Source organism: Bacillus sp. DWP3-1 (genome assembly GCF_049896565.1).
GTDB lineage: Bacteria > Bacillota > Bacilli > Bacillales > Bacillaceae > Bacillus.
The window spans coordinates 415,393-433,243 of the sequence record NZ_JAFCUN010000001.1 but is presented as its reverse complement, the minus strand read 5'-3'; the positions used below and the strand labels follow the sequence as shown (position 1 = coordinate 433,243).

Annotated in this window: 18 protein-coding genes; 7 read left to right on the top strand and 11 right to left on the bottom strand. The window is 40.9% G+C overall.

All coding sequences use genetic code 11. From position 1 onward, the window contains the following. Positions 1 to 31: 31 nt before the first annotated feature. Positions 32 to 433 carry a YmaF family protein gene (locus ACP7A0_RS02180; protein WP_060596355.1) on the bottom strand — a complete coding sequence of 134 codons (402 nt, stop codon included), beginning with the start codon at positions 431 to 433 and terminating at the stop codon, positions 32 to 34. 104 nt (positions 434 to 537) lie between these two features. On the opposite strand from ACP7A0_RS02180, the gene ACP7A0_RS02175 reads away from it, so the two are divergent. From ACP7A0_RS02175 to ACP7A0_RS02160, 4 genes are all read left to right on the top strand, one after another. Then, positions 538 to 789 carry a spore coat protein gene (locus tag ACP7A0_RS02175; protein ID WP_426004090.1) on the top strand — a complete coding sequence of 84 codons (252 nt, stop codon included), beginning with the start codon at positions 538 to 540 and terminating at the stop codon, positions 787 to 789. 113 nt (positions 790 to 902) lie between these two features. Continuing rightward, the gene (locus ACP7A0_RS02170; RefSeq protein WP_340876015.1) at positions 903 to 1,445 is read left to right on the top strand and encodes a TetR/AcrR family transcriptional regulator; all 543 of its coding nucleotides are present in this window, start codon (positions 903 to 905) and stop codon (positions 1,443 to 1,445) included. 2 nt (positions 1,446 to 1,447) lie between these two features. Continuing rightward, positions 1,448 to 1,765 (top strand): DMT family transporter, encoded by a 318-nt coding sequence (locus tag ACP7A0_RS02165; RefSeq protein ID WP_426004088.1) that lies wholly within the window; start codon positions 1,448 to 1,450, stop codon positions 1,763 to 1,765. Positions 1,766 to 1,780: 15 nt separating this feature from the next. Then, positions 1,781 to 2,149, top strand: coding sequence for a DMT family transporter (locus tag ACP7A0_RS02160; RefSeq protein WP_034662159.1), 369 nt, complete (start codon positions 1,781 to 1,783; stop codon positions 2,147 to 2,149). A 47-nt stretch (positions 2,150 to 2,196) separates the two neighbouring features. On the opposite strand, the gene ACP7A0_RS02155 is transcribed toward ACP7A0_RS02160, so the two are convergent. Both ACP7A0_RS02155 and ACP7A0_RS02150 read right to left on the bottom strand, forming a co-directional pair. Further along, positions 2,197 to 2,646 (bottom strand): OsmC family protein, encoded by a 450-nt coding sequence (locus ACP7A0_RS02155; protein ID WP_034662163.1) that lies wholly within the window; start codon positions 2,644 to 2,646, stop codon positions 2,197 to 2,199. Positions 2,647 to 2,723: 77 nt separating this feature from the next. Continuing rightward, entirely contained in the window at positions 2,724 to 3,458 is a 735-nt protein-coding gene (locus ACP7A0_RS02150; protein ID WP_034662166.1) for a poly-gamma-glutamate hydrolase family protein, read from the bottom strand. A gap of 584 nt (positions 3,459 to 4,042) precedes the next feature. Between ACP7A0_RS02150 and ACP7A0_RS02145 the strand changes: the two genes are divergently transcribed. Next, positions 4,043 to 5,368: a S8 family peptidase gene (locus ACP7A0_RS02145; protein WP_426004085.1), complete on the top strand. Its 1,326-nt coding sequence runs from the start codon at positions 4,043 to 4,045 to the stop codon at positions 5,366 to 5,368. A 90-nt stretch (positions 5,369 to 5,458) separates the two neighbouring features. Here the strand turns inward: ACP7A0_RS02145 and ACP7A0_RS02140 are convergent, their stop codons facing one another. From ACP7A0_RS02140 to ACP7A0_RS02130, 3 genes are all read right to left on the bottom strand, one after another. Next, positions 5,459 to 6,607 (bottom strand): Rap family tetratricopeptide repeat protein, encoded by a 1,149-nt coding sequence (locus tag ACP7A0_RS02140; protein ID WP_260336065.1) that lies wholly within the window; start codon positions 6,605 to 6,607, stop codon positions 5,459 to 5,461. Between the two features lie 165 nt (positions 6,608 to 6,772). Next, on the bottom strand, positions 6,773 to 7,522 hold the full coding sequence (locus ACP7A0_RS02135) for a poly-gamma-glutamate hydrolase family protein (RefSeq protein WP_034662173.1): 750 nt from the start codon (positions 7,520 to 7,522) through the stop codon (positions 6,773 to 6,775). A 312-nt stretch (positions 7,523 to 7,834) separates the two neighbouring features. Then, complete coding sequence (locus tag ACP7A0_RS02130) at positions 7,835 to 8,308, bottom strand: CarD family transcriptional regulator (RefSeq protein WP_034662177.1); 474 nt, start codon at positions 8,306 to 8,308, stop codon at positions 7,835 to 7,837. A gap of 568 nt (positions 8,309 to 8,876) precedes the next feature. On the opposite strand from ACP7A0_RS02130, the gene ACP7A0_RS02125 reads away from it, so the two are divergent. Both ACP7A0_RS02125 and bslA read left to right on the top strand, forming a co-directional pair. Continuing rightward, a complete protein-coding gene (locus ACP7A0_RS02125; RefSeq protein WP_034662180.1) occupies positions 8,877 to 9,275 on the top strand; it encodes a hypothetical protein in 399 nt (132 codons plus the stop codon). A 125-nt stretch (positions 9,276 to 9,400) separates the two neighbouring features. Next, positions 9,401 to 9,937: a biofilm surface layer hydrophobin BslA gene (bslA, locus tag ACP7A0_RS02120; protein WP_426004082.1), complete on the top strand. Its 537-nt coding sequence runs from the start codon at positions 9,401 to 9,403 to the stop codon at positions 9,935 to 9,937. Between the two features lie 208 nt (positions 9,938 to 10,145). Here the strand turns inward: bslA and mutL are convergent, their stop codons facing one another. From mutL to miaB, 5 genes are all read right to left on the bottom strand, one after another. Continuing rightward, complete coding sequence (mutL, locus tag ACP7A0_RS02115; RefSeq protein ID WP_106072730.1) at positions 10,146 to 12,047, bottom strand: DNA mismatch repair endonuclease MutL; 1,902 nt, start codon at positions 12,045 to 12,047, stop codon at positions 10,146 to 10,148. A 20-nt stretch (positions 12,048 to 12,067) separates the two neighbouring features. Continuing rightward, positions 12,068 to 14,644 carry a DNA mismatch repair protein MutS gene (gene mutS / locus ACP7A0_RS02110; protein ID WP_106038720.1) on the bottom strand — a complete coding sequence of 859 codons (2,577 nt, stop codon included), beginning with the start codon at positions 14,642 to 14,644 and terminating at the stop codon, positions 12,068 to 12,070. 124 nt (positions 14,645 to 14,768) lie between these two features. After that, the gene (cotE, locus tag ACP7A0_RS02105) at positions 14,769 to 15,314 is read right to left on the bottom strand and encodes an outer spore coat protein CotE (protein WP_003212450.1); all 546 of its coding nucleotides are present in this window, start codon (positions 15,312 to 15,314) and stop codon (positions 14,769 to 14,771) included. A gap of 476 nt (positions 15,315 to 15,790) precedes the next feature. Next, positions 15,791 to 16,225, bottom strand: a complete 435-nt coding sequence (locus ACP7A0_RS02100; RefSeq protein ID WP_003211238.1) for a RicAFT regulatory complex protein RicA family protein — start codon at positions 16,223 to 16,225, stop codon at positions 15,791 to 15,793. A gap of 1 nt (position 16,226) precedes the next feature. Next, a complete protein-coding gene (miaB, locus tag ACP7A0_RS02095; protein ID WP_060596336.1) occupies positions 16,227 to 17,753 on the bottom strand; it encodes a tRNA (N6-isopentenyl adenosine(37)-C2)-methylthiotransferase MiaB in 1,527 nt (508 codons plus the stop codon). Positions 17,754 to 17,851 lie beyond the last annotated feature (98 nt).

The following is a 17,851-nucleotide window of genomic DNA, read 5'->3' as shown; positions in this document are numbered from 1 at the left end:
TAACTTCTCATTCTCTCCTATATAGGGCCTATCACCAGCCGAGTGGTTCATTTCCGACCACTTCGTATGTTTTTCCTTTTAAACGGTGCGTATGCGTTGGCCGCTCTTCGTCCGGACTATAGACGACTCCTCCATACGGAATAGGGACAGAATCGTTATAGGCAGAAAACGTGACTTCCTCAATCTCGTGATAGTGCGTACCATCCACTCTCGGTATCGCAGGCCCTGTGATGCCGTAGTATCTGTGGAAATGCCCCCTCTCAAAAGAGGTGATCCCGCGATAAAAATGTGTATGCTGATCTGTATTGCTTCCATTGACAGGCTGAGAAATGCCTTCTATTAAATGATAATGCTCCTCTGTTACATCCGTTCGTGCTTTATAGGCATGAGCATGCGGCGGGCATTTTGCCCAATCAGATGGATACAGGCCCATTTTTTACATTCCTCCTTATAATAGGCGTTCACCCAAACACATATAGGCCAATCGAATACACTGATGTCAGTTACAGTGATTTTATGTGAGAGGAGCCTTTTTTTATGAATTATTTTGATGCACCGCCATTTATGCAAGAAGACATGAGAAGACCTTTTGGTTTTGGACGCCCGGGCTTTGGGTTTGGGAGACCTGGATTCGGTTATGGTAGACCTGGATTCTTCGGACCTCCATTTTTAGGTGGTTTTGCTGGAGGTCTACTTGCTGGGTCTCTGCTTGCGCCAGGATATGGATATGGATATGGGTACCCTTATCCGCCGCCTTATCCGCCATATGGACCATACCCTTATTATTAAATATGACGTTTTAGTGAAAATATCTGTTCATCAAATGAATCGATTGACACACTCGTTTTTGATGGGTTAACATTTACTTTACCGACCGTTCAGTAAAGTAGGTGTTTTTTTTTATGTCTAAAACCAAAAAAGAGCAAATCTTTGATGCAGCTGCCCGCACGATTTTAGAAGAAGGATTAAGCCAGCTTACCCTTCAGCAAGTGGCAGAGCATGCACATATGACCAAAGCCGGCCTGCTTTATCATTTTGCAAGCAAGGAAGAGCTCATCCAAAAAATGAATGAGCACGCGATTCTTTGCTTTCGTCAGCAGCTCGAAACGTATCAAGAAACTTACAAACACGAAAAAGCGCCTTATGTACGTGCATATTTATTGGCCACATTACATGATGTTGATCATCAAAATACGACCCAGCTATGTACAAGTATGATGGCTACCATGTCATTTGATGAAGCGTTATTGAAGCCTTGGCGTGATTTTTATGCGGAGTTCAAAGCGAAAGCAGCTGAGGAAATAAACGACCCTGCATTGAGTCAGCTAATTCGACTCGCATGTGATGGGATATGGTTTTCAGAAATGTTTCAGCTTGAACCGCTGAATCGAGAAGAAAAAACCCTTTTACTTCATCGGATTTTACACCTATTAGAGGAGGGATGATCATGATCCTCGGATATCTTTTTCTGGCTGTGGCCATTTTTTCAGAAGCCATTGGCGCCGTGATGTTAAAACTCTCAAATGGCTTTACGCGCTTTAAGCCTAGCGCTGTCGTTGTTGCTGGCTATACACTTGCATTTTATATGCTGTCATTGACACTTAACATCATTCCGCTTAGCATGTCTTACGCAACATGGTCTGGGGTTGGTACAGTCCTCACGGCTATTTTTGGCGTGCTTTTTTTCAAAGAAACCTTGAACCAAAGAGCAGTCATTGGGATAGTGATGCTTGTCTCAGGGGTTGTACTTTTAAATATGTCATAAAGGATGTGGGAGATCATGAAAGGAATGCTCTATTTAACAGGAGCCATTTTGACGGAGGTTTTTGGCAGTACGATGCTGAAGCTTTCACAAGGTTTTTCGCAACTGCTGCCGAGTATTGGGGTCCTGATCGGATTTGGCTGCGCCTTTACCTTCCTCAGTTTGGCACTTAAAACCATTGACCTTTCGTCTGCTTATGCGACATGGTCTGGCGTTGGAACAGCACTCACTGCTCTTATCGGACTCGTGCTGTTTAACGAAACCATTCACATAAAAGGCTTCATCGGCCTTGCACTTGTGATATGCGGCGTGATTGTCTTGAACCTGTCCAAAAAACAAAAGGAAGAAAACAAAGAACAAATCGATCAAACCGAATGGACGTCATAAAAAAAGTCATTTTCTCCATTTAATAAGAGAAAATGACTTTTTTGTTTTTACCCGCCAACTTGAATGGTTTCTTCTAAGGAAATGGCCACATTTCCTTGAACAGCTCTTGAGATCATACATGAGCTTTCGGCTTTATGCGCGAGCTTGCGGGCCAGCTCAATATCTTGCGGGGAAGCGGATTGTTTGAGGATGATGACAGGCCGGTGAATGATTTTTTCATATGTAAACACACCATTGGTCACATCTACGACAGCCTCAGAACTCATCGTTAGATCCTCTTTCTCTAATTGGCTCCGCTCCATCATAGCGGCAAGTGTAATAATATAACACGTAGCCGCTGCACCTAAAAGCATCTCATCTGGATTTGTTCCAATGCCGGGACCGTCCATTTCTTTTGGAATTGAAATCTTCGTTTTTAACTGTTCACATGAGATTGTACCCACATCGTTACGCAGACCAGGCCAGCTCGCCTGAAGATGAAAATGATGACGCGCCATATTCGTCTCTCCTTTTATTATCACTTTTTATAGTGTAACAAGAATTCACGCTGCTTGTCTTAACATGTGCACCATCTTTATGTATATTCCTCATCCAGCACTGTCCGAATCGCCCTGACATACCGGTAGAACGTCTCGTTTTTTGTACTCGACCGCCGCCGAAAGTCAAAACTGTCAAATAAAGCTTCACGCTGACTTCTACTAATCTCTAGCTGTACACTTTGCCCTGTTTTTGTAAGATTATTAATATTATGATTGCTTGTTCCGCTCAGGGTTGCGTGTGCGACAGCCAGTTCAGCAGAAAATCCGTTCCGCTCTAATGAGTTCACAATTTTTTCTGCACGGTCGTAATCTGTTCCGCCAACGAGAGTATGGTCAATTCCTTCCTCACCTTTGTATCCATGAACTGCTAAGATATAATCGTGTGCTTTTGCCTGCGCGACGCCGACTGGCTCATCAAAGTTTGTGCTTGTAATATGAAGTTCTGACGCATTCTCTCTTAAGCCTTCAAACAAATACGTAGAGAAATCATTATCGAAAAAATGGACGATCTCGCTCACGCCGCCTTCAATCCTCCCGCCATGGGGTGACATCACTAGAAGACGGCTTCCAGGCACTGGGTTGGCTGTAATCTGATAGCTGCTTGTTGATTCGTTTTCTTCCAGTTCTTTAAAATTGCGATAAATATCATTTGAACCGCTTTCGTCTTCCCCACCTGATGACACTGGCTCATCATGTTCCTGTGCTTGCATTGTATAATAAACGCCCCATCCGATCGCAAGCAGGAGAAGCAAAGCAAAAAACTTCTTCATTCCCGTTCTCCTTTAACAGATTTCTAAGCCGTTTCTATGATTTATATTGAATCATCATTTCTTTTCATTTTTTCCACTTTTTCTCTTCAAATTTGATCATAACACTCTAGATCATGAGATTCCTCAAAAATAAGATAATTGCATTTATATACACAGAAACGCCTCTCCTCTTTGAAAACAGAGTTAGAATAGTATGACAGACAAATGAAGTTATGTTTAAAATGGCCTAGTTCTATCCAGTCTGTTTTCTTTAATTCGGCTTGTATTTATATGGATTTGATTTTTTTCCTCTGTGACAAGCCACATTTGTATGAGCATTGACCCTGTTTATCCCCCCCTTTTTTCTGCAAAATCGATTGTTTCACCGGTTCTCTTTGAAGAACTCTCCCACCTATCATCGGCAGATTCTACATGTTTTTCACCTTTTTCTATTATTTTACAAAATGTAAGCGCTTTTCTTTTTAAAGAGAAATCAGTCAGCCGCCAATATAAAGAAAAGGAGGGGCATGAATCCGAACCAAGCAGCTCTCATTCTCATAACGTAATAGTGTACAAGAATGGATAGCTAGAATGGAGGGCATTACATGTTTGGATTTTCTATGGTGCAAATGGTCAGAACACATGCTAGTAAACTGGATCAGCCTTTAAGAGAAACCGTCCTTCACCTTTATAAACCTTTTAAATGGACGCCATGCTTTCTTCATCGTTTCTTTGAAGGAAGATTAAAGAAGAGAAAGAAGCTTCGTGTGATCATTGAATTTAAGGAAGGTGCGGTCGAAGCAGGTATTCAAAGCGCAAAACAGTTCATGAAAAAAAATAGAAAAACAAAAATTAAACGGCACTTTTCACATATCGACTGCTGCGCTGCTGACCTAACACCGGATGCTTTAGAGGAGCTGTTAGCGAATAGTGAGCATATTCGTAAAATTTATTTAGACCGGAAAGTTCATGCACTTCTGGATATGGCCACACAAGCAAGTCATGCTGATGAAGTCATCCGAAACGGTACAACCTTAACAGGGGAAGGTATTACGGTCGCTGTCATTGACACAGGGATTTATCCGCATGAAGATCTAGAAGGAAGAATTCGCGATTTTGTGGATTTAGTCAAGCAAAAAACAAAGCCTTATGATGATAACGGGCATGGCACTCACTGCGCTGGAGATGTAGCTGGAGACGGAGCTGCCTCAGATGGCTTGTACAAAGGACCTGCTCCAAAAGCTCATTTAATTGGCGTGAAAGTGTTAAATAAACAAGGGGCTGGATCACTTTCTACTATTATAGAAGGGGTTGAATGGTGCATCCAGTTCAATGAAGATCACCCTGATGATCCGATTCATATTATGAGTATGTCACTAGGCGGAGATGCCCAGCGTTATGATGACGAACAAGACGATCCGATGGTGCGCGCTGTCAATGCTGCTTGGGATCAAGGCATTGTTGTATGCGTCGCTGCCGGAAACTCTGGTCCTAACAGTCAAACGATTGCGAGCCCTGCCGTCAGTCAAAAAGTTATTACGGTTGGCGCTTTTGATGACCGGAATACACCAGAATCAAACGATGATATCGTGGCACCATTTTCGAGCAGAGGCCCTACTGTTTATGGTGAAACAAAGCCTGATATCCTTGCACCAGGAGTGAACATCGTCTCTCTCAGATCACCAAGGTCCTTTCTAGATAAACTCGATAAATCAAGCAGAGTCGATGACGATTACACGGCGTTATCTGGCACATCTATGGCAACACCGATTTGTGCTGGTATTTGCGCTCTTCTATTAGAGCATTCACCAGATTTAACGCCCGATGATGTCAAAACCCTGTTAAAAGAAAATACAAGCAAGTGGTCTGGAGATGACCCGATGATTTACGGAGCAGGTGCCATTGACGCAGAAAAAGCCATCAAAGAATAAATTAAAAAAGCCCTTTACGTTGATTCGTAAAGGGTGTTGTTTGTCTGTTATTACGTGTGAAGTCTTTCATCTACTTGAGCAGCTGACATGTTATGCTTCGTTCTCATACATCTCATCTCCTTTTTGAATGTGCGTACGCGCTTCGATCACAATCTCAAAAAAAGTGGAAGATTCCTTGTACATGTCGCGTTCCTTATAATAATTAGCCGCATCAAGTGCTAATTCCTCTAAATCAGCAAACATTTTTTTGCTTCGCAGACCAAAAAGGGCCGACCTTAATTGCTCACAGCTGTCTTTTTCTATATAAAGCGCCTGCAAAAATTGGAATTTCAACTGATAAATTTCATCTTCCAATAAACAAGCCTCGTTCATTCCTTTACGTATAGCCTCGCCCGCCCGCTGGATATCTCCGAGTTTAAAACAAGTAAGGGCAAGTGAAAATAATGATTTGATCATCGTGGATGCTTGATCTTTTTGATAAAGGGAAATGGCTTGTTCAAAAAAGACAGTCGCTGTATGATACGTTCCCATACTATAATGACAAGCACCTAAGTTATTAAGAGCCATCGCTTTAAAATAAGATGTGCATTCTTGCCGTTCCATCGCTTCACAGACCTTTAACGCTTTTTCTAAATAAGGAAGCGCTTTTTGGTGCTGACTCACATCAATCCAATTACCTGCCATGACAAAATCACATTGAATGCTTCTTTTTCCATAAAGCTGATGTTTCTTATAAATGTCTCTCGCCTTTTTAGCATAATGCATGGAGAAATAAGTTTGTTTCATATGATAGTATACTTCAGCGATTTTATAGTAAAATTCCGCTTTTTCAATCTCATCTGTCACTAAGATCAGTTGATGTTCCGCATGCTTGTAATAGGAAATAGCCTCGATATACCGGCGCTGGATAAACGCATACATTCCATGGAAAAAATGAAAGTAATAGCCGAGCAAGCCTGTCATCTCATCTTCTCCATCTTCCATTTCTTTCGGAAAAGACACGGCTTGAAGCGTTTCACTCCCTGCATGGACTGGCGTTAAATGCTGAAGCATCATTTGATGGCGAAAATCCATTAGAGAATAATATAGAAGTAAATCTTGATCCTCTTCCATCTCATGAATTTCTTCTTCAACAAGGCGCTTCATATCGTTTGCTTGTTCGACTTCAAATTTGCAAATATGCGTGTACCATTGATTGATCTTTACACCTACTTCGGAAGATGGTATTTTGTGTGCCATCCACTTCAGCCCCATTCTATCATATCAAACTGATAACTATTATTTTACATAATTTATGTTTTTAAGGCAAATTGTAAGTTATTACATAATTTATGTTCATTTCTCATATTTCTATCTTTTTTACCAAGTTTAAATAGAGTACTTTTGCCCATCAAAACGGTTTTTCTACGAAGATGGGTCAAATTCTCTTAATACTTCTTTTAAAGCACTGATATAACGTCTGAATGCTTTTTTCTTTCCTTTTCTCGTATCAAAATTGTCGAAAAAGGCTTCTCTCTGCGCCGTACTAATTTCTAGCTGAACACTTTCACCACTCGCATTTCGATTATTAATATTTTTGGGATCTGTTCCTGAAAGCCGTTCGCCTTCTTGCACCATTTCTGCAGAAAATCCTCGATCCTTTAATTCTCGTACAACTGCTCTTTGCATTTTTTCGTTTGTCCCGCCAACTAGCGTGTGTCTTTTATCACTTTTATAGCCGTGGATAGAAATGGAGAAGGGGTACGTTTTAATCATTTGAACCAATATCGGTTCATCAAACTTGGTGCTTGTAATATGCAAATCACGATTATTGTCTTGTTTTGTTCCTTCAAACAAATACGTAGAGTACTTTTCTTGAAATGCTTCTACAATTTCACTTGTTCCTGGTTCAATTTCCCCTCCATGAGGAGAAAAGACGAGTAAATCACTTCCACCCTTTTCGTGAAATTCTATTTCATAGCCTTCTCTTTCATGTCGGATAAGCTGTTTAAAGCTTTCATATTGATCCCCTTTTTTTCGCTCTTTTTGATACTTTTCTACCTCTTCTTGATATTGTTTTTGCTCTTTTTTTTCTTGAACAGAATGGCTGCATTTCACCATTAAAAGAGCACACAGGATCAGAAAGATGAATCCACATATCAGTAGCCTTTTCATTTCACCGCTCCTTTTCATTCTCTTAGGTGTCATCTTATCGCATTATTTTACTATCAATGGCTAACAGAATTCAAAGGTTGTCCGGCTCATTTGAACGAATCAGGAGAACTTACCTGTTTTTTATGCTGCCCTAGGTATTTCTGACTTCTTTGAATCATTCGTTGCTTGAATAAAAACTGCATCGTATGACCTTATTTTAGCTTTAGTTAAAATCACCTACAAAAATGGACATATTCTTCTGATTTCAAACAAAAAAAGCCGTAAACAAAAGGTATGCCCTTCTGTTTACAGCCAATTACTGTATATCCATCATTAAACTCTTAGTTCATTCTCTAAAGCTGAAAGGACTTCATCTTGCGACAGTCCTTGTGCAAGAGAAATCTCACTCACTAACATGCCTCGTGCATCTTCAAGCATCTTCTTTTCACTTGAATTTAATGCTTTCTTCTGATTGCGTCTCATCAGATCTTTGACAACGTCTGCACCATCTTCGATCGCACCTGTTTTTAGCTTTTTCAGATTTTCATCATATCTTTGCTTCCAAGTAAGCGTGTCGTCGTTTGTTTCTTCTGCAAAATTGTTCATCACAACTTTCAGCGTTGCTTGATCTGCTACCGGACGTATACCTAGTTGATTGATTCTGCCTCTTGGGATCATCATCTGCATATTCGGCATTTGAATCAGAAAATATTCCTCCGTCTTACCTAAAATCTCTTTTTCTTCCATTCCTTCAATCACACCGGCACCATGCATAGGATAAACAATTTTATCACCTATTTGAAACAAATCCGCCACCTCCGAAAGTATTCACATTATGATTATAACACATTTCATCGGTGGATAAAAATTTATATTCTATCATGTTATTTTAGCACTAGTCAATTCTTTTTATTTGAGTTTTTCAGAAAAAGCCTTTTTTTACAAAAAAAGCGCCATCATCCAGTCCCCTTGTCTTATTCTTGCATATACTAGCATTGAGTCACATTTAGGAGGGATGACAATGTGCAAATGCAAGTGCAAACATTCCCACTCAAACTGTTATAAAAAGCATGACGATCATTGCCATGAGGATCCATGTAAAGAAAAAAAGTTTCATCATAAAAAAGATAAATGGTTTGAGAGCGATTTCTGGGATACTTCTAGAAGCTACGATCCCTATTACTGTCCTAAAAGTGTCTGCAGCAGCTGTAAGAAGCGTCGTAGAAGAAGACATGGCTTCTCATATTAGCAATTGACGCTTTCACCTGCTTTTCGTTTTCCCGGCTGAAAAGCCGGTTTTTTTCATATGGATAGGCTCATGAAACGAGTAATGCTCATAGGATATGGCAACCTGACATAAAGGATGAGATATCAAATGAACAATATGAATAGCCCAATGAATCATCATCACCAAGAAAATCCCTATCATACATTTGAGAATGTGTATACAGCCAATCATGAGCATGTGGTCGCGCCAAACATGCAGGATCCTATGAATATGCCAAAGCATGATCATACCGGTAAAAAAGATATGTACAGCGGACACTATCCGCATCATCATTCAACCTATTCGCCGTTTCCAAATCAGCATGATGCCTTTTCACATGTTCCAATGAAAGATCACCATCATCTTGGCCACTATGGTGGATACGGAATGATGCCATATCATCCATACGGATATCAAGATATGCATATGATGATGCCAAATCAGCAAATGACAGGCCATGGTTATGGAATGAACCAACCTAATGCGTTTTTCCCCCGTTATTACTAAACAAAGTGAAAAAATAAGGGTATAATATACCATTTAATACCATATAGGAATATGGTAACCTTATAGGTAAATAATGGGTGTAATCATCTATTATTTGCCTATATTCAACAAGGGGGAAGGAAAAAATGAAAAAAACATGGACAATGATCATGATCGGAATGCTTACACTGGTCATGGCACTATCGGTACCGATTGCCGCATCCGCAGAAGGAGTCAAAACGGAGGAAGACAAAGCATCAACCAATGCAAGACCAGCTGAACTTTATGCAAAAATTACAGGTACAAGTAAGCAGGAATGGTCTTTTTCTGACATTGAGCTGACATACCGCCCAAATTCTATTTTAAGTATCGGTGCCATTGAGTTCACATTGCCTGCAGGCTTTCAAGCGACAACAAAAGACATCTTCAATGGAAAAGCATTAAAAGACAGCTACATTTTGAACAGTGGAAAAACTGTCCGCATTCCAGCTAGAATTGATTTATTAGGAATCTCACAATATAAATTACAACTTTCACATAAAGTACTTCCTGCTGCAGGTACATACACGTTCCGCGCAGAAAACCGTGCGCTTAGCATTGGTTCTAAATTTTATGCAGAGGACACCCTTGATATTCAAACACGACCAGTTGTGATCACACCGCCAAATCCTTGTGGATGCTAAATAAAAAAGCGCTCTAATAAGAGCGCTTCAGCGTGTAGACAAACCCTCGCATTCTTTGTCAGGTCTGTGCTCCGTTACTCACGAATGTTCAATTCGCTCCGTTCCGGTGCTCGCCCTTCCTAGACTGCAAAGGTTTTCTATCACGCTGAAAAGAAGACAAAGGGCCAAAATCAAGATGATTTTAGCCCTTTGTCTTTTTTTCATTTGATCACATGACCCGTTTAAACATTTTTTCCATTTCATATGTCGAGTGATGAATGATGATCGGCCGGCCGTGCGGACAAGTGAATGGGTCCTTTGTCTGCCGGAGTTCATCTAATAAGGCTTTGATTTCATCATGACGCAAATGGCGATTTGCTTTGATAGAACCTTTACAGCTCATCATGATCGCCGCTTCTTCTCTCAATTTTTTGATATCAACACGCTTCTCATCTAGCACTTGCTCTATAATCTCTTCGATCAGTTCAGCCTCTTCCCCTTTTGGAAACCACTGCGGATGCGACCGAACAATGTAGCTTCCTGAACCGAAAGGCTCTAAGAAGACGCCCACTTTCGTTAGTATCTCTTTATGCTCTTCAATAATCAGCATATCGTTTTTCGAGTAGTGGAATGTTAATGGGACGAGCATTTCTTGCACTTCCTGCTTGATCTCTCCTACCTTCTCACGATAATACTCATACTTGATTCGCTCCTGGGCCGCATGCTGATCGATAATATAAAGCCCTCGTTCATTTTGAGCCAAAATATATGTGCCGTGCATTTGCCCGATGGGATACATGACTGGAACACGTTCGTTTTCTGAAATGGTTTCTGCAACATCTTCTCTCAGTACCGACTCTTCATATTCTAGTGAAGCGGCGGATTCCTCTAACTGAACACGCTCAGATGGAGCATCTTCATAAAATACGGGTGATGACGCCTCAGTCTTTTCCTGCTCAGGCGTCCCATATGTACCCGTCTGACTTGTCTCGTATACAACCGATTCGAGAGGCTCCGGCTGATAGGATAGCGGCGTTTCCGACACGCTTGTGTTTATTTTTTTCGCATCAAAGGTTAAGGATTGCTGCTCATTTTTCACTGCTGGCATTGGTGCTTTCTTTGGTACCGAAGCACTTGGAATGAGTTGCTGCTTTTGAAATACTTCCTTAATTCCTTGTTTGATTAGCTCATGAAGTTCCTGCTCTTTACTTAGTCTCACTTCAAGCTTCGAAGGGTGAACGTTCACATCCACTAAAATGGGGTCCATCTTCATCTCAATAAATGTAATCGGATGGCGGCCAATCGGCAGCAGGGTGTGATACCCTTCATGGACCGCTTTCACGAGCGGAAAATGCTTAACATATCTGCCGTTTACAACAGAAGACATATAATTCCGTGATGCCCTTGTCACTTCTGGCAAGGAGATATATCCTTTCACTTCAAAATCAAGTGATTGCACGTGAAGCGGCACCATTTTTTTCGCAACAGCTGTCCCGTAAATGGCCGCAAGCACATGCCGCACATCTCCGTTTCCATTCGTCTGAAGCAGAACTTTCCCTTGATGTCGCAAGCGAATTGATACTTCTGGGTGAGCCAGCGCAATTCGATTGACGACATCCGATATATTGCCAAGCTCCGTATGAACGGTTTTCATGTATTTTAAACGGGCAGGCGTATTGTAAAATAAGTTGGTAACGACAATCTCGGTACCGCGGCGGCCAGAGGTTTTTTTCTCTGAAATGATCTTTCCGCCTTGCAGCACAAGGTGCGTTCCAGCTCCTTCACCAGTACTTGTTTTCATTTCTAGATGAGAGACAGATGCGATACTTGGCAGCGCCTCTCCCCTGAATCCGAGCGTTCTGACACGGAACAGATCATTTTCATCTTTGATTTTACTCGTTGCATGGCGCTGAAAGGCGAGCTTACAATCTTCAGCATCGATTCCAACACCATTATCAATCATTCTAATAGAGGAAAGACCTGCTTCTTCTACATCGATTTCAATCACTGTACTGCTTGCATCAATTGCATTTTCCATAAGCTCCTTTACGACAGAAGCCGGACGCTCGACTACTTCACCTGCAGCAATTTTATTGGATAGGTCATCGGATAACTGAATAATCTTTGCCATTTTGCTCACCTCACCTTATATTATAATTTCTTTTGCAATTCATATAGCTTTGTCATCGCTTCGAGCGGGGTCATGTCCATTAGGTTGAATGACTTTAATTCCTCGATCACCGCTTGATCTTTCTGTTTTAGAACTGGTTTAGTTTGCGGTTTTTCTTCTACTTCAAAGAAAGAAAGCTGCTGTTTTCCCTCGGTCTTTTCTGTTTTTGGGGCTGCAGATACGTGCGGGGTCACTTCATGTGATCCGCTCTCAAGCTCCGTCAAAATGGTCTGGGCCCTATCGATGATGGCATCAGGCAATTCAGCAAGCTGCGCTACATGAATACCATAGCTTTTATCAGCTGCCCCCTCTTTGATTTGATGTAAGAAAACGACCGTGCCTTCATGCTCTTCAGCACGTACATGGACATTTTTCAGCTCGCTTAATTGAGACTCAAGGACTGTAAGCTCATGGTAATGTGTAGAAAATAGCGTTTTGGCACCAATATGATCGTGAACAAATTCAATGATTGCCTGCGCAAGAGCCATTCCATCATAAGTGCTTGTCCCGCGTCCAATTTCATCAAATAAGATCAAGCTGTTTTTCGTTGCATGCACCATCGCATTTTTTGCTTCAAGCATCTCTACCATAAAAGTACTCTGACCAGAAATCAAATCATCTGCCGCACCAATGCGTGTAAAGATTTGATCAAAGATCGGAAGGGTCGCCTTTGATGCCGGCACAAAGCAGCCAATTTGCGCAAGAATTGAGATAAGCGCCATTTGTCTCATATACGTACTTTTCCCTGACATATTCGGCCCAGTAATGAGTAAGGTTTGCCGGCCATTTCCCATATGGCAGTCATTTGGCACATACTCCTGATGATCCATCACTTTTTCAACGACTGGGTGACGGCCATCTATGACATCCACCTCATCCTCTGAGAATTCCGGACGGATATAACGGCGCTTTTCACTGACAGTCGCAAAACATTGGAGGGCATCCAGCTCACTCATTTGTTTTGCGAGCAGCTGTAATCTCGGAATATAGACTTTCACTTGTTCCCTGAGAGCTGCGAATAGTTCATATTCCAGTTCGCTTATATTTGATTCTGCCTCAAGAATCAGCGCTTCTTTTTCTTTCAATTCAGGTGTAATATACCTCTCTGCATTGGCAAGCGTTTGTTTTCTTTCATAACGCCCTTCCTCCAGAAGATGCGTATTCGCGCGTGTCACTTCGATATAATAACCGAACACTTTATTAAACCCGACTTTTAAGGAGCGAATGCCTGTGTATTCTCTTTCTTGCTGTTCAAGCCGTGCAATCCAGTCCTTCCCATTTCGACTGGCATCACGGTATTCATCTAATTTTGCATTGTAGCCGTCTTTAATCAAATTGCCTTCTTTTAACGTCATCGGCGGATTCTCATATAGCGCATCTTCTAATAAATCAAGTAAGTCACCACAAGGGTCAATATCATTCGCTCTTGATTTCGCCATTTCCTCTGGCAATGAATGCACAAGCTCTTTAATGGCTGGCACTTGCTTTAAGGATTCTTTTAACTGAATGAGATCACGGGCATTTACGTTGCCAAATGCGACGCGGCCCGCTAGACGCTCAAGATCATATACTTGCTTTAATCGTTCACGCAGATCCTCTCGTTCAAAGAAATGATCCATGAGAATTTGCACCATTTCCTGACGTTCCATAATTTGCGTAGGACGAATTAACGGCCGGTCGATCCATTGTTTGAGCAGCCTTCCGCCCATCGCTGTTTTTGTTTCATCTAGCAGCCATAATAAAGAGCCCTTCTTGCTTTTTGAGCGGATCGTCTCTGTTAATTCAAGATTTCGTTTTGAGTAAAGATCAATTTTCATTGTTTGTTCGAGCTCAAACACTTGCACTTGCTGAAGGTGATCGAGACTTCTTTTTTGCGTTCTTTTTAAATAGGCATATAATGTCAAAAAGGTCGATCTTAGTTGCTCGTTAAGGGGGGACACGAGTCGCTCAGCTTCATCGATTAACTCATCACTATCTTCGTATGAAATGGTCGCTTGGCACCGTTCCTTTAAGGTCTTGACTGTTTCCTCATCCAGCTGCTTTGACACCACAATTTCTTTTGCACCGACAGAATAAATTTCAGACACGACTTCATCTAATCGATCGATGAAAGCCGCAATGTTTTCACCTGTAGATAAATCGGAAAGTGCAAGTCCGTACCCATTTTCAAACCTTGTAACAGATGCAATGAAGTTGTTTTCGTTTTCACTTAAGCCTTTACCATCCATCACCGTACCTGGTGTAATGAGTTGAACGACTTCTCTTTTGACGACACCTTTTGCCGTTTTAGGATCTTCCACCTGCTCACAAATCGCGACCTTGTAGCCTTTTGAAATCAATTGTTCTATGTATGCAGAAGCAGAATGATAAGGAACACCGCACATTGGTATTGTCCCGCCATCTCTGCTTGTTAACGTAATTTCTAATTCTTGTGCCGCTTCTTTTGCGTCATCAAAAAACATCTCATAAAAATCGCCTAAGCGAAAAAATAAAAAGGCATCTTGATACTCTGCCTTGATTTTTAAATATTGCTGTATCATGGGCGTATAACTTGCCATATTTCTAATCCCTCACTATATTACATTCGAATTCATACCATCTTTCATTATAGCATAAAAAACCCCCTTTTTTCTCCTAGATAGGACACAAAAAAACTAGGGGGATATGCGCCCTAGTCATGAATTATTCTTCTGGATCACCCGCTAGGAATTCTGGATGAATATCCTCTAACTCCTCATCCACCTCTTCTTCCCACTCGTGATCATCTTTTTCTTTCCAGCTTGAATTGACCTCTACAACAATTTTTGTTTCTCCTACCACTTCAGCAATGAATTCACGTTCTGCCTGAACGATAATTTTATTGCCGTTTGGTGAAATGGTCACTTCTAAACAATTCGGCTGCTGCAGCACTTTTGCAATCACTTCATGCTCATCATCAAGGAAATTTTTATCTTTATATCTCAGTTTGATGATGTCTACATATTTCACCCGTTCTGTGACGACTTCTGTTTTTGTGTTATCAGCGTAAGAATACCATACGTTAATATCAAAGGTTCCTTCAATCTCAACAGTTTTACCGACCTTTTCAGCATCATACTTATGATTAATGATCCAACCACCTAGGATGCTGGTTGGTTTTTGCGATGGAGAAATGGTGTGTGTGCTTTGGGTGAATTTCCTCCCTTTTGCAACCACCGCTTTTGTAATAATCTCTCTGTATTCAGACATTCCGGCATGCCTCCTTGTTCTTGATCGTTTTATCTTATGCTGGGCATTCGTCTAGTGTGTCACGATTTTGAACTTCATGTTCAATTAAATTCATTTCTGTTTCAGTGTATGCATGGTCGCCCATAAACTTGCCTTGAAAATTGGAAAAGTTGGAGAGTGAGAGTTTGAGGTTGATTGGAATGGTTTAATTTGATTTAATACAGATAGTAGTCCTTCTTTATATAAGGAGGAGATATCATGAAAGAATTTAATATTATAATAAGTATTTTTGGTTTAAGCGTTGAGTTTCGCTTCAAATCTTTTAATCTGTAAAATCAATTAACCTTCGTTCAATAAGCTTCTTTCTAACATTTTCATATTATTACTTTACGTTAAAAATAAAGGGCTACTGCATCAACAACAAAATGTTGATGCAGTAGCAAAATATAAATTACATATATTCTATAACAAAAAAACCCCGCATCTGCGGGGTTTTCTCATTTAATGGAGCAACTTGGTGATGAGTTTTTCACTTTTGAACCGGTTTCTCCTAATAAGAGGTCACCGCCGGTTGAAAGAATGATTTCATCTGTTACTTGATTAGAAATCGTATGCGCTACGAGCTGAAGCAGGGAATTGACTTCCACTTGTGATTCTTTGAATTCTTGAATCACCGGGATTTCATCCAGTTCTTCTTGCAGGGCATCGATTTTTTCTTCCACTTGCTTTAAGGCTTCATGTTTGCCGTAATGCTTTAAATTCACAGCTTGTTTTTGAAGCGCCTTAATTTGATTAATAATCGTTGAAATTTTTGTATTTTCATTGATTTGCGCTTCTGCTTTCTTGAAGAAATCAACTTCTTCTGTTTCAGAAATCATTTTAGCGAGCTCTCTTGCACGCTCGACAATCTCTTTTTTTGAATAAAGCGTCATTTTAATTCACCTCGATAGCTTCTCCAACCATTTCTCCGTCAAGAGACCAAGTTTTGGCTTGTGTGATTTTCACTTTGACGATGTTGCCAATCGCTTCTTTTGGTGCTTTAAAATTCACAAGCTTGCTTTTACTTGTATATCCGGCTAGGATTTCAGGGTTGTTTTTACTTTCACCCTCTACTAATACTTCGACAGTCTGCCCTTCATATTCCTTCATTTTTTTCGCGGAAATTTCATTCACGAGGGCATTCAGGCGCTGCAGACGTTCTTTTTTCACATGCATTGGCACGTTGTCTTGCATTTTCGCTGCTGGTGTTCCTTCTCTTGGAGAGTAAATGAACGTATAAGCGGCATCAAACTCAACCTCGCGATAGAGGGAAAGTGTTTCCTCAAACTGCTCATCTGTCTCATTTGGGAACCCAACAATAATGTCCGTTGTTAATGAAGCATTTGGCATGGCTTCTTTGATTTTGCGCACAAGATCAAGATAACGCTCACGGTCATATTTTCTCGCCATGAGTTTCAATACAGAAGAACTTCCTGATTGAACTGGCAAATGAATATGATCGAGAAGGTTCCCACCCTTAGCAAGCACTTCAATTAAGTGATCGTCAAAGTCACGCGGGTGGCTTGTTGTAAAACGGATACGCGGAATATCGATTTTACGCAGCTCATCCATCAGGTGTCCAAGACCATATTCCATGTCTTCAAAATCTTTTCCATACGCATTCACGTTTTGACCAAGAAGGGTAATTTCCTTATATCCTTCTGCCGCTAAACGTCTGACCTCTTGAATAATTTCATCCGGGCGGCGGCTTCTTTCCTTACCGCGCGTGTAAGGGACGATACAGTATGTACAGAATTTATCACAGCCGTACATAATATTCACCCAGCCCTTAATTTTTCCTTGGCGGGCTCTCGGAAGGTTTTCAATGACATCGCCTTCTTTTGACCAAACCTCGATGACCATTTCTTTTGAAAGATAGCATTCAGATAACAACTCTGGCAGGCGGTGAATGTTGTGTGTACCGAAAATCAAATCAACAAATGGATGTTTCTTCAAAATACGGTTGACGACAGATTCCTCTTGCGACATACATCCGCAGACACCTAAAATTAAATCTGGCTTTTCACGTTTTAATGCTTTTAAATGACCAAGCTCTCCGAACACTTTGTTTTCCGCATTTTCACGAATCGCACAAGTGTTTAATAAGATGACATTTGCATCTTCCGTTGAGTTTGTTGGCTCATAACCAAGCGCCATAAAGATACCAGCCATCACTTCTGTGTCATGCTCATTCATTTGACAGCCATATGTTCGAATATAAAACTTGCGGCCGTTCCCTAAACCTTGAAACCGCTCGTCAATTTGAAATTGATTGTATTCGACTTCTTCTTTACCCCGTTTTTTTGCTTCTTTTAAGGAAGGCGGAATGTACACAGCTTCAAAATACTGGCTGTAGTCCTTCTCGGATTTTTTGTCCGATGAACTTACTTGTCCGCTCGCTTTTCTCTGCTCTTCATTCATGAATTTGTACTCCTTTCAAACCAAGCTCCACCCTACAGTATAGACTATTTTGTGATGAATTGAAAATAATTCATATACAGTTTTTCTATAAAAAATGC

Coding starts and splice junctions, on each gene's coding strand:
- cotE (WP_003212450.1), bottom strand. CDS start 15,314: ATGTCTGAATACAGAGAGATTATTACAAAAGCGGTGGTTGCAAAAGGG.
- ACP7A0_RS02170 (WP_340876015.1), top strand. CDS start 903: ATGTCTAAAACCAAAAAAGAGCAAATCTTTGATGCAGCTGCCCGCACG.
- bslA (WP_426004082.1), top strand. CDS start 9,401: ATGAAAAAAACATGGACAATGATCATGATCGGAATGCTTACACTGGTC.
- ACP7A0_RS02145 (WP_426004085.1), top strand. CDS start 4,043: ATGTTTGGATTTTCTATGGTGCAAATGGTCAGAACACATGCTAGTAAA.
- miaB (WP_060596336.1), bottom strand. CDS start 17,753: ATGAATGAAGAGCAGAGAAAAGCGAGCGGACAAGTAAGTTCATCGGAC.
- mutS (WP_106038720.1), bottom strand. CDS start 14,644: ATGGCAAGTTATACGCCCATGATACAGCAATATTTAAAAATCAAGGCA.
- ACP7A0_RS02100 (WP_003211238.1), bottom strand. CDS start 16,225: ATGACGCTTTATTCAAAAAAAGAGATTGTCGAGCGTGCAAGAGAGCTC.
- ACP7A0_RS02135 (WP_034662173.1), bottom strand. CDS start 7,522: ATGAAAAGGCTACTGATATGTGGATTCATCTTTCTGATCCTGTGTGCT.
- ACP7A0_RS02155 (WP_034662163.1), bottom strand. CDS start 2,646: ATGGCGCGTCATCATTTTCATCTTCAGGCGAGCTGGCCTGGTCTGCGT.
- ACP7A0_RS02175 (WP_426004090.1), top strand. CDS start 538: ATGAATTATTTTGATGCACCGCCATTTATGCAAGAAGACATGAGAAGA.
- ACP7A0_RS02165 (WP_426004088.1), top strand. CDS start 1,448: ATGATCCTCGGATATCTTTTTCTGGCTGTGGCCATTTTTTCAGAAGCC.
- ACP7A0_RS02125 (WP_034662180.1), top strand. CDS start 8,877: ATGAACAATATGAATAGCCCAATGAATCATCATCACCAAGAAAATCCC.
- ACP7A0_RS02150 (WP_034662166.1), bottom strand. CDS start 3,458: ATGAAGAAGTTTTTTGCTTTGCTTCTCCTGCTTGCGATCGGATGGGGC.
- ACP7A0_RS02140 (WP_260336065.1), bottom strand. CDS start 6,607: ATGGCACACAAAATACCATCTTCCGAAGTAGGTGTAAAGATCAATCAA.
- ACP7A0_RS02180 (WP_060596355.1), bottom strand. CDS start 433: ATGGGCCTGTATCCATCTGATTGGGCAAAATGCCCGCCGCATGCTCAT.
- mutL (WP_106072730.1), bottom strand. CDS start 12,047: ATGGCAAAGATTATTCAGTTATCCGATGACCTATCCAATAAAATTGCT.
- ACP7A0_RS02160 (WP_034662159.1), top strand. CDS start 1,781: ATGAAAGGAATGCTCTATTTAACAGGAGCCATTTTGACGGAGGTTTTT.